This is a genomic window from Psittacicella hinzii, from assembly GCF_003585935.1.
Classification (GTDB): domain Bacteria; phylum Pseudomonadota; class Gammaproteobacteria; order Enterobacterales; family Psittacicellaceae; genus Psittacicella; species Psittacicella hinzii.
The window spans coordinates 1-11,735 of the sequence record NZ_NRJG01000096.1; the positions used below are offsets into that span (position 1 = coordinate 1).

5 protein-coding genes are annotated in these 11,735 nt (G+C 36.6%); 1 reads left to right on the forward strand and 4 read right to left on the reverse strand.

From position 1 onward, the window contains the following. Positions 1 to 289: 289 nt before the first annotated feature. Positions 290 to 1,192 carry a thermonuclease family protein gene (locus CKF58_RS05365; RefSeq protein WP_119531725.1) on the forward strand — a complete coding sequence of 301 codons (903 nt, stop codon included), beginning with the start codon at positions 290 to 292 and terminating at the stop codon, positions 1,190 to 1,192. Positions 1,193 to 1,269: 77 nt separating this feature from the next. On the opposite strand, the gene CKF58_RS05370 is transcribed toward CKF58_RS05365, so the two are convergent. The 4 genes from CKF58_RS05370 to CKF58_RS05385 all read right to left on the reverse strand — a co-directional run bounded on the left by CKF58_RS05370 (position 1,270) and on the right by CKF58_RS05385 (position 11,371). Next, positions 1,270 to 5,025 (reverse strand): mechanosensitive ion channel domain-containing protein, encoded by a 3,756-nt coding sequence (locus tag CKF58_RS05370; RefSeq protein ID WP_119531727.1) that lies wholly within the window; start codon positions 5,023 to 5,025, stop codon positions 1,270 to 1,272. Positions 5,026 to 5,400: 375 nt separating this feature from the next. After that, positions 5,401 to 8,076 carry a preprotein translocase subunit SecA gene (gene secA, locus CKF58_RS05375; RefSeq protein ID WP_119531749.1) on the reverse strand — a complete coding sequence of 892 codons (2,676 nt, stop codon included), beginning with the start codon at positions 8,074 to 8,076 and terminating at the stop codon, positions 5,401 to 5,403. Positions 8,077 to 8,261: 185 nt separating this feature from the next. Next, a complete protein-coding gene (locus CKF58_RS05380; RefSeq protein ID WP_119531729.1) occupies positions 8,262 to 8,573 on the reverse strand; it encodes a hypothetical protein in 312 nt (103 codons plus the stop codon). Positions 8,574 to 9,331: 758 nt separating this feature from the next. Then, entirely contained in the window at positions 9,332 to 11,371 is a 2,040-nt protein-coding gene (locus CKF58_RS05385) for a multidrug effflux MFS transporter (RefSeq protein WP_119531731.1), read from the reverse strand. Positions 11,372 to 11,735 lie beyond the last annotated feature (364 nt).

Genomic DNA, 11,735 nt, shown 5'->3' on the forward strand with positions numbered 1-11,735 from the left:
TTTAAACTTGGTGGTGTACCACCTTTTTGTAAAGCAAATTATAATGGATGAAAAAATCTGACGCTAGGTCAGATTTTTTCAGTTTAGGGGTGCAAAGATATACGTAAACTATAGTTTACTAGATTTGTGGTAGTGATCTTTAGCAACATGATTTATTATCTTTTTAGATAATACTCTGCGTTCGCTTGCACTTAGTCTTAGCGATAAACATCAAAAAAATTCAAGCTACTTTTAGTTTTGCCTTTAAAAATTTAGCTTATAATAGAGAAGATTTATAAGAGAACATAACATGCAAAAATTACAATCACTCATCCAACTTTTCTTAAAGCGCCATCCTAAAAAGAGCTTATTAGGATTAGTTCTGGTAATCCTAGGAGCTATAGCGCAAAACTATCAACATAGTGCTAAACTAAACTCCCAAACGCAAACTACCGCAACTACGCAAACGAGCGAGCAAAAATCAAACACTCACTACAGTCAAACTCAGACTAAAGCTGCTACGCAAGATCAAGATGACGAGCAAGATGATTTTGATCCGATAAATATGCTTGCGAATCAAGGGGTAGTTTATACCTATGCAAGTAATCGTGTAAGTACGAGTGGCGTAAACAATAGTTTAAATCTTAATAGTCCATGTTTATCTGGAGCGACGCGTATTCGTTACGATCGTGATTTAAATTTTCAATTATGTTTGCTCGACCATTTACCGTTAAATGAGCAAAACTCTTATCCTTTAAGCTTGTTTAAAGAATACAACGTCTCACAATGTAAGGTAACTTCAGTTCATGATGGAGATACTGTACGTTGTAATATTCCAGGCACAAATAAATTTATTCGTGTGCGTCTATTAGGTATTGACGCTCCAGAGACGAATCAACCTTACGGTAAGCAAGCGGGTGACGTGTTACGTCATTTAGTGAATAATAAAATGGTGTATTTATACACTACTGGTGCAGACCGTTATGGACGTTTCTTAGGAGCGATTTATATCCTGCAAAATAACAACACTCTCTTTAATGTAAATCAGTATCTTGTATCTTCGGGCAACGTATGGTCGTATAAGTTCTATCGTAAAAACCATATGAGTGAGTTTTTTGATAAGCTCATGTATGAAGCTGCTAATAAGCGTTTAGGATTATGGGCACAAGATAACCCAATTAATCCTAAAGATTGGCGCGATGGTCGCCGTTAAAGAAGAAAAAAGTGCGTTGATGAATTCAACGCACTTTTTTCGTTTGGTTATTGTTTAGGTTTTTGTTTAAGTTTTGACTATTGATTTTTTAAAGTCATTAAATCTTTTGACTCAAGTTTAACTTCAACTCCAGAGCCGTTTTTAATAAATACGTCTAATTGGTTGAAGCTAATATCAATGCCGCGTTCATTACATAAAGTGTTAATCATACGATTCACTTCATGGGTAGCTGGCATACGATCACCTAGACTTTGTACATAGAAGCGTAAATAGTAATTTAAGCTTGAAGCTCCAAATTCATAGAAGTAACATGATGGTGGAGCATCGCTTACATTTACTAATGGGCAAGATCTTGCCGCTTCCATTAAGGTTTCAGTTACCATATCAATATCTGAACCATAAGCTACACCGATCGTAAACACAATACGTGTTCTGGTTTCACTTAAGGTCCAGTTAGTAAATGAACCTGTTACAAAGTTTTGGTTAGGGATAATAACTTCTTTATTATCAGCGTCGACAATGGTAGTTGCTCGGATCTTAATCGACTTAATTGAACCGCTAATACCATTAATCGTAATATAGTCTTTAATACGAATTGGGCGTTCGAATAGAATAATAATCCCTGAAACAAAGTTCGAGAAGATTTGTTGTAAACCGAACCCTAGACCTACTAAGAGAGCTGAAATTAACCATTGTAATTTACTCCAACTCATACCAAGGGTCGAGAATGAAGTACTAAAGCCGACAATAATTACAATATACGTAGCAATGGTTTGAATAGCGTAAGGTAAACCTTCTGAGAATTTTAATTTACTGAAAATTAAAATATCTAATAGTGGTTTTAAGTTGCGCCATACAAAGTAAGTAATAATTAAGTAGATTAATGAACGTAAGGCATTGAGCAGAGTAATATTCTCAACTGTACCCGCTACTGTACCTTGTACTTGCCAGATAGTTACATTATCTAAGTAAGTGATTACTGACATTAGATCAGACCATACACTATAGAAAATAGCAATACCTATTACCCAACTAATTACATTTGATAAACGTAAGAAGTCTGGGAAGTTAGTCATATAAGTATCACGACGCGCTCTAAAGAGGGCGCGTTGCTGTTCTTTCTCTTGTAAGAATTGGCTGATCGTATTTTGCGTAAATGAAGATTGTTGACTTTCTTCTGTGTTATTAACTGCTTGTTCAGGAGTTGTATTACGCGCAGCTTGTAAAGAAAGGATCGCAAATTCACGTTGTAAAATACGCGCTACAATTACTAAAATAATTGCCCCGTAATAGGTATAGAGTAAATGTTTTAAGATAATGGTAGTGGTATTTACATAACCATTTGCCGTCATTATAAATAAGGCGATCGGAATTAGCCACATTAGTAATAAACCTAAACGGAATTTAAAATCTAAATGTGGATGGGTTAGACGATAATTACGTACCATACGTAAAGTGTACTTAATCATAATAATGGCGGTTAAGCTAATACCTACGAGGTATAAAGTCTGACCAATAATGTTTTCCGATGGCGTTACTGCTGGGTGAGTATTAAAGTACATAATATTCACAAATAAGAAAATTGGGAAGAATGTAACTTTTAATACATTACGGAAAGCAGTGGTAAAACTTGCGGTTTTAATGAACTCTTGTTTTACCGGAGCGTCAGCTAGATCGATATACTTATCTTGCTCAAGTACTTTACCTGCTGTTTGATGATACTCATCTTTACTAATCGAAGTAGCAGATAAATGATGCACTACACGTTGATCCACAGGATCGAAATGATCCGCAGTTGGCGCATAAGGAGCATAATCAGCAGTTACATAACCATTATGACGATGATAGTCATCTAAGTAAGCTTGACGACGGTCGTAAAAGTTCTTTTCTGTAACCGCAGCAACTTGTGACGAAGTAAAAATGCACAGAGGAGTATAAGGTACTCTTGGCTGTGGAGCTGTATCTTCTTCAAGGATTTTACTGTCTTTATTATCTAACTTAGCGTAGAACGAACCTTGCGGGCTATAGTGAGCATTAATCACTCCACCTTCGCGTGTAAGGTTCATGGTGTAAGTGTAGAACATTAAGAATACAAAGCTATAAGCAAAGTAATCTAATAAATAAGTAGTATCAGTAAAGACCGTATTAAAGAGAATTAAGGCTGTACCACCCCAAATAAATGAACGGTGAATATCCGTAAATAAACTTAAGAATACGGCTGCTGGAGTTACTAATAAACTATCTTCAGAATGTACGTTTACGCGACGACGTAATAACTCTAAAGTCGCAATTAAGTGGTTTTTCTGACTGCGAATCGCAAAACCAGCAATAATTGATAAAGCACCCAGTAAGTAATATAACCAGTAACCAAGATGTAGAGTCATTTGACTAAAAATGGCTTTAGCTTGGTTTTGCGTACTATAGATAAATGATTTAACCCAAGTTGTATTTACACTTGGCGTTGAACGTACGAAGAAGTCTTGTTGATTAAGTTTATTATCAATCTCATTAATGGTGTTAATCAGTTTGGCTTGTACACCATCTAAGTTTGACGCGTCAACAATAATCTGATTAATTTGTTTAATGTTTTCGTCGAGCAGATCTGCACGTTGTGCTAGTAAGTTTACTAGTGTTGCGCGTTCTTGCTCGGTAAGAGTTACATTGTTTTGCTCTTGTAGTTTAGTAATGAACTGATTTTGGTTTTGTAACTCTTGTAGTTCAGCAATATACTGGAAGTTTTGTACACGTAAGTTTAAAACTTGCGAACTATAATTCTCTAAAGCATCAACATTAGGTAAGAGCTCTTTTTGTTGATTAATCAGAATATTTAATTCCAGTGTACCTTTAAGTAACTGAATTTGTGAGTCAATAGTATTAGATACTTGGGTCGCTAAATCTAATTGCCCTTTACGTAGATGTGCTACATCATTAATACGACTCGCTTGACTAGTAAGCTTATCTAAGTTTGCCACTAGTTGACGGTTAATTTCAGCTTGTTGCTGAATTAACGGCGAACTACTACTTGCAGCCTGTTGATCTACTTCGGTCGCTAAACTTGCAGTATAAGCACGTGAATAAGCAGTCAGTTGTAAATTATATAAACGACTTTGTAAATCATGTACTTGCCCTAAAGCATTGTTGTAGTCATGATAAGTCGATTCTTTATTAATGTAATAGTTATTTAAAGCGTTTTGTGCATTTAAATATGCTGCTTCGGCTTGTAAAGCTGCAGTTTTAGCTGCTGTATTAGTGCCACTTAAAGCCGTAGAGATTTCTTGTAAACGGCTATTGGCATTAATAACATCTAAGTTAGCGTTTTGGTTATAGGTAAAACCGCTAGCACTAGCATCAAGAGCGGCTAAATTATTGGTAATGGCCTGTACTTGTGCTTGGAGCTGTGCAGCGCTTAAACCTTTAGTTAAGCTTTGAGCGTTAAAGTTCTCAACTTGCTCGGTCAGAATAGTAATTTGACGCTCAAGTTGTTCCGTTTGTGCTGGTAAAGCTTCAGTTTGCGCAGTTACGCTAGTTAAGGTTGCTAATTGATTTACAGCCTTATTTGCAAAATCAATAGCCGAGGTATAGGCATTAATTGCTTCGTTGGTTTCGTTGTCGGGGTTAGATTGCTCTTTAAGCGTATTTAACTGCACTGTCCAAGCAGCAATTTGTGCTTTTAAGCTATTCATATTTACCGTAGAGGTAGCGGCTGTAGCTGCGCGTACTTGCGGGATTGGAGAACTAAAAGTTCCTTGCCAAATAGTCGGTGCAATAGACATCCCTGCTAACAGGCTCGCACTAACCCACAATGGTGTAAGTATAGAGGTTTTCTTTTTCATGATTAGTGAAAATAGAGAGATATTGAGATTACTGTAAGCATGGATACTCACAGTTAAGTAAGTTAAGTAACGTAAGTCATGGGGAACTTGAGCTTACGTATTCGATAAAATCTGATAAAGAAAAAGACCTAAACAGCTAAAGGTCTAGGTCATTGTTCTGGCACTATTATAGCAAATTAGTGCCTTAAATACTTAGCTTTTAGGCACTAGGTGCACAATTATGTCGAGAATACATAAACTTATGCCCTCAAAGAGTTCTTTGAGGGCATAAAGTTTGCATTTGTATTTTGTTTGTCTACCTACTTATTAAAGCTAGTTGTTTAAGAAGTAGGTTTAGTATGCGCTTACGATATCAGTATTGATGTCAGCATTCGCTTAGGCGATACCGTCTGTTTTAGCACGCGAACCGTGACAGTGTTTGAAACGTAAACCTGAACCACATGGGCATGGATCATTACGGCTTACACCTTCGAATAATTTAGGATCTAATTCACCTGATGGTAATTCGTTAATTGGTGCTTGTTGTGGTAATTGATCTACAGGTTTAGCTTGTTCTACTTGGATTTTACTTAAAATCGAAATTACGTTGTAATTTAGATTTTCCATTAACGCTTCGAACATTTCAAACGATTCACGTTTATATTCTTGTTTTGGATCTTTTTGTGCATAACCACGTAAGTGAATGTGTTTACGTAAATGTTCCATATCACTTAAGTGTTGACGCCATAATTCGTCAATGTTTTGCACAAATACTGTACGCTCAACTGCAACTTTAAGTTCTGAACCAAGTTGCTCCATTTTACGACTATAGTCTTCAAGCATTTTCTCCGCAATTTCTCTTACGAAGTCACCTTCAGAAAGGATTGCAGATTGTTCAAGACGTTTTTTCACTGAATAGTCTAAGTTGAAGTCGTTTTTCAGCACTTGATCTAGACTATCTAAGTCCCATTGCTCGAATACGGTATTAGGTGGCATGAAACGTGTGATCACACTACCAATTACGTCGTAAGTTTGGTTAGTTAAGAGTTCAGTAAGATCTTCTTTGTCCAGAATGTAATCACGTTGTTGGTAGATTACTTGACGTTGTTCATTAATCACGTCGTCATAACTAATAAGTTCTTTACGAATATCAAAGTTATGCGCTTCAACCTTACCTTGAGCATTAGCAATGAATTTCGACATAATCTTCATATCAAGATAGTCGTTTTCATTAGTAAAGGCATTAGCAAGTGATTTTAAACGTTGTTCTGGAATAAAAATACGTAATAAGTTATCTTCTAAAGATAAGTAGAAGCGAGATGAACCTGGGTCACCTTGACGACCAGCACGTCCACGTAATTGGTTATCGATACGACGAGATTCGTGACGTTCAGTACCGATAATGTGTAAACCACCTGCTTGACGTACGAGTTCGTTGTTCTCTTCCCATTTTTTGTTAACTGCTTCGATTTGCTCTTCAGTTGCATTTGGACCAAGTTCAGCAATCATCGCTTTACGGTTACCCCCAAGGATAATATCCGTACCACGACCAGCCATGTTAGTAGCAATTGTTACTGTACCTGGTTTACCTGCTTGAGCAATAATTTCAGCCTCACGCATGTGGAACTTAGCGTTTAACACTTGGTGAGCAATACCTACTTTAGAAAGATAGCTACTTAGCACTTCTGATTTTTCTACCGAAGCTGTACCGATAAGTACCGGTTGACCTTTAGCAATACGTTCTTTAACATCATTAACGATCGCTAGGAACTTAGCTTTTTCGGTTTTGAATAGAATGTCCGGCATGTCGATACGAGCATTTGGACGATTCGGTGGAATAACAATAGTGTCTAAGCTATAAATTTGGTTAAACTCAAACGCTTCTGTATCAGCCGTACCTGTCATCCCTGAAAGGTTTTCATAAGTACGGAAGTAGTTTTGATAAGTAATTGAAGCGATTGTAGTGTTTTCGGCCTGAATTGGTACACCTTCTTTAGCTTCGATCGCTTGGTGCGTACCATCACCCCAACGACGACCTTCCATTGTACGACCTGTATTCGGGTCGATAATCATAATTTGATTATCTTGCACAATGTAGTCTACGTTACGTTCAAAGAGAGTGTGCGCACGTAAAGCTGCGTTAAAGTGGTGTAATAAACTTAATGAACGAGTTGAGTAAAGAGATTCACCTTCTTTTAATAGACCAGCTACGGTAAGAATTTGTTCTACTTTAACTTGTCCTTGCTCTGTAAGTAATACTTGTTTGTTTTTAAGGTCAACAATGTAATCACCAGCTTCTTCATCGCTATCGATTTCTTCTTTAGCTTGGGCTTTTAAGTGCGGGATTACTTTGTTCATTGCCGTACATAATTCTGTAGAATCAGAGGCTTGACCAGAAATAATTAGCGGAGTACGCGCTTCATCGATAAGAATTGAGTCCACCTCATCGATAATACAATAGTAGTGTTCTCGTTGTACTTTATCTTCTTTACGTGTAACTAAGTTGTCACGTAAGTAATCGAAACCTAATTCACTGTTAGTTGCATAAGTAACGTCACAGTTATATGCTTCACGTTTTTGTTCATTAGTCATACCTGAAAGGTTAATACCTACAGTCATACCTAAGAACTCAAATAATGGCATGTTGTTTTGCGCATCACGTTCAGCTAGGTAGTCGTTTACTGTAACTACGTGCACCCCTTTACCAGTTAAGGCATGTAAGTATGACGCCATAGTCGAAGTAAGAGTTTTACCTTCCCCCGTTCTCATCTCGGCGATCGAACGTGAACATAATACTAATGAACCGATCACTTGCACGTCAAACGGACGCATGCCTAAAACACGTTTTGAAGCTTCACGTACTACGGCAAAAGCTTCTGGACGAATGCTAACTAAAGATTCGCCATTTTTTAAACGATCACGAAATTCTTGCGTTTTAGCTTTTAATTGTTCGTCGCTTAATTGTTCAACGGTTTTTTCTAAATCGTTAATTTTGCGTACTTCGCGACGAATACGAGTAAGTACACGCTCGTTGTTTGAACCAAATAGTTTAGTAAAGATTGCTGAGAAAATATTCATAGATTTATAAGCAGTAAGAACCCACTGCTAATTCCTTATTTATAAGTAGAGATAACCATAAATGCGGAAAATAGCTTAATCACTAGTACGTGCAGTACCTGCAGTACCTGTTAGCTAGGCATAAGCTCTAAATGCCAAGATTATATTCCGCGACTTAATTACATAATTAACTCTTTGGTCTAAGGAGCGGCAATATAAATACTATGAGCTAAAAGGTTGCGTTTAGTAAAAGCAAGGTTTGGTTGCTTACTAATTTGCGGTTGTAAAACTAAGTGAATTAAACTATGATTTGCATGCTCGTCTTGCTGGGTAAGTTGAGAAACTACAGCTAAGTGCTGGGCTTTATGTTGTAAATAGCTAATGCTATGACTCGCATGTTGACGAGCTAGAGCATTGGCTGCATTTAAACTAGACGTAAAAACCGCAGTAAAAAGAATAAAGCAAGCAAGAAAAGCACGACGATAAGTATGAGATGTGTACTTTGTTTGCATAGTTTGAAAAAAGCTCAAAGATGAGCTTTAGAGATTGAAATCTGAAACTGGTGGCAGATAAACCACACAGCAATTTATTATAACAGTAAGCACGGCTTGTTGCTAGCTCGATAGGCAAGAACCAGAGCCTCGAGAGCACACCTAAACTCTTAACAATCAAGAAGAATAAAAAACAATATTTCCTACCAACTGATGCCTTGATTGAGGTGAAAAAAGAGTAAATTGGTAGATAAAAATTATCTAGTTGCTTAAATTAGGCAGCTAGATAGAGATTTGTCTAAAAATAAAGTAAGTGTGCGCTGCATTATTAGCATGTAAGAAGATCTTACGTGGTTTGTCTGAAAAAGGTCATCACTTAATGAAGGACGACTAGAGCTAATAATGTCATTTAGCTTGTCTGAATTTAAGATATGTTTAAGAAGTAAAATCATGGTATTGGAAAGATGATAATACTTCGAGCTAAATGAGTGCTTAATATCTAAGACAGGCGAATTTGGTAAAAGTGTCTAAGAATTTTTAAATATTTTGCAGAATTTACGTAAATGCTTAATAAATAAAAGAATTTAATTTTTCAGACAACCACAACTAACCCAACTAATCAACTGACTGGCGAACTAAGCAACTAACAGTATTAATCAGCTAAACAGCTAGCCAACTAAATAACTAATTAACTCAACAATTAGCTAACTCAACAATTAGCTAATTCAACAATTAGCTAACTAAACAACTAACTTACTTTATTTAAAGAGCTTAAGTTTTTATTGGGCATTACCAAAACGAGCCTGCATTTGGCGTTTGTGGTATTTAATAGCTTTCATGCGTAGTTTATGCATGCGAGCTCCAGGGGCTGGATATAAGCGATTAAATAAGAGTACTACTAAAAACGAGAAGACAATTACCGCTCCATCAAAATATAAGAAAGTAGTACCCATATTACGCGGAGCAAAGCTTATCGCAAAAATTAAAATACTTGGGATGATCGTACGTAGGCTTAAGAACAGCGAAGAGGCTGTGCCCACCATGTGACTATAATCCATTAAGTAAATAGAAACCAGATTAGCATTCTGGAATCCAGTAAACAGTGCATTTAAAGTTTGTGCTACCACTAAACCTATTGCTCCTAAGAAATACCAAGCCACAATTAAATTAATTACACTAAAGATAGTTTGAATTAAAGTGGAGGTAACTAAAATTTGTTGTGGGTTGTATTTTTTAACTAATGAGCCATTGAGTTTGTTGGCAATAATGGTAAAGATTACTGGAAAGATTGAATAGTATCCGATGTTTTGTGGGGCAATATGATAATCGTTAATAAGTAAAGCTGAACATAATGCCGTCCATGCAAAAATGACTACGGCCAGTAAACCACCAAGTAATAAACAGAGTAATGATTTTAAATTCGAGAGAATGGTGTAGTAGTTTTTAAGAATCTTCAGCGGATTGATCGGTTGACGTCGGCTCGGATCTAAGGTTTCTGGAATTTTCATCCAATAGAATAGTAGACCAACAACACAGATTGCTGAAAGGATCGTAAAGATACATTGCCAACCTAAACTAATGAGAATGTATCCTCCAAAGAGCGGCGCAAAAGCTGGCGCTAGAAGGAACAAGATCATTACCCAAGAGTTATAGATAATAAAGTTACGAGCAGAATAACTATCGCGTAACACTGCCGTAGGTAGTAAACCAAAACAACTAAAGATTACACCTTGGAAAAAGCGTGCAGTTTGTAATTGAGCGTAAGTTTGCGTATTGATAAAGAGAAAGTTAATCAGACAAGCTAAAATAGTACATGCAAAAATCGACTTTCTTCTTCCAAAACGATCAGTTAGCGGTCCCCATATGAGCTGTCCGCAACCTAAACCTAAAAAGTAAGTGGCTGAAAGCGCTTGAATTTTTTCTAAGCTTACATGGTAATGACTAGCTACTTCCATAATTGCCGGATTAAAAGAAGTATTAGCTAGACCTGGAGTAATAGATACTATGGAAAGTAAAATTACCATAAAGTAAGCAGAGGGAAGTTTACTTTGTAAAGCTCGCTGATGAGGTGTTACAACGTCATAACTGCTTGTACTATTAACACTCGTTGTTTTAGTAGCAGCTAGAGTAGAGTTATTAGTAGTACTTGCGGTAGCAGCAGAATCTTGTTGATCTGCATTAATATTGCTCGTATTTTCTAAGTTACTGTTTCTAGCTGCAAGACGTTGTTGCTTGAGGTGGATCTGCTGTTGATTTAATGGAGTATTGATTACTGGTACTTTCGCAGGATTAAGATCTACAGTAACCCCCACCTCATGTTTACTTGTTGGATTAACTTGATCCTCAAGTGAAGCATCAAATTCTTCTTGAGACTCTTGTTCATTTTGACGATAAAATTGTTGCCGAAAACTCTCTTGATTACTCGCAGCATGTGGCATCTGTACATAAGTGTCTTGGCTCGACGTATATTGTTTAATAGCCTTACCAGACGGATGTACTTGCTCAAAACTAGGTTTTAGTTGCTGATTATCACTTAACTGTTGAGTAGTTAAGTTATCTTGTTGCTGTTTTTGAGTGTTAGTTTTAGCGTTAGCTTGATCTTGGATTAAGATTTGCTGTACACGGGTAGAAGTAACAACAGGATAAGAAGAGCTGGTGCTAGAAGAATTAGCACTAGAAGAATTAGTGCAAGAAGAGCTGTTTATGTTAGCCTCTTGATTGTTATCTGCATTTGCTGTGAGATCACTAGTCACTTGCTTACTAACCTGACTATTACTTGTGGTAGTTGAATTATAGGTGGGAAAAGAAGACGTAGACATAACCTTAAACTAATAATAACTGAATAATCAATACTCTAGATAAAAGGCAAGCTTAGTAAATATTCACTTATCTGTAAATTGGCAATATTTACAGATAAGTGCATATTTAACTCTAAGGATAAGGTGATAGATAATAAAAACTAAGCAAAGACTAGACAAAGCAAATCTGCTGTGAATATAGTTAAGCTAACCAAGTAAAGCTAAGAGGTTCATATACGACTATGGTAAAGAATATCGCATCCTCTAATTGCTTTTTCTGCTAATCTTTTTATCTTATCTCTTATCCTAATTACGAGCTTGTCTAACCAAAGAAAGGAAAGTGGCTTAGAGAAAACTTTTACCTTTAAGTAGTTTTGTCTCACAG

Excerpts from the sequence above, each read along its gene's own strand:
- CKF58_RS05365 (WP_119531725.1), top strand. The coding sequence starts at position 290 with ATGCAAAAATTACAATCACTCATCCAACTTTTCTTAAAGCGCCATCCT.
- CKF58_RS05380 (WP_119531729.1), bottom strand. The coding sequence starts at position 8,573 with ATGCAAACAAAGTACACATCTCATACTTATCGTCGTGCTTTTCTTGCT.
- CKF58_RS05385 (WP_119531731.1), bottom strand. The coding sequence starts at position 11,371 with ATGTCTACGTCTTCTTTTCCCACCTATAATTCAACTACCACAAGTAAT.
- CKF58_RS05370 (WP_119531727.1), bottom strand. The coding sequence starts at position 5,025 with ATGAAAAAGAAAACCTCTATACTTACACCATTGTGGGTTAGTGCGAGC.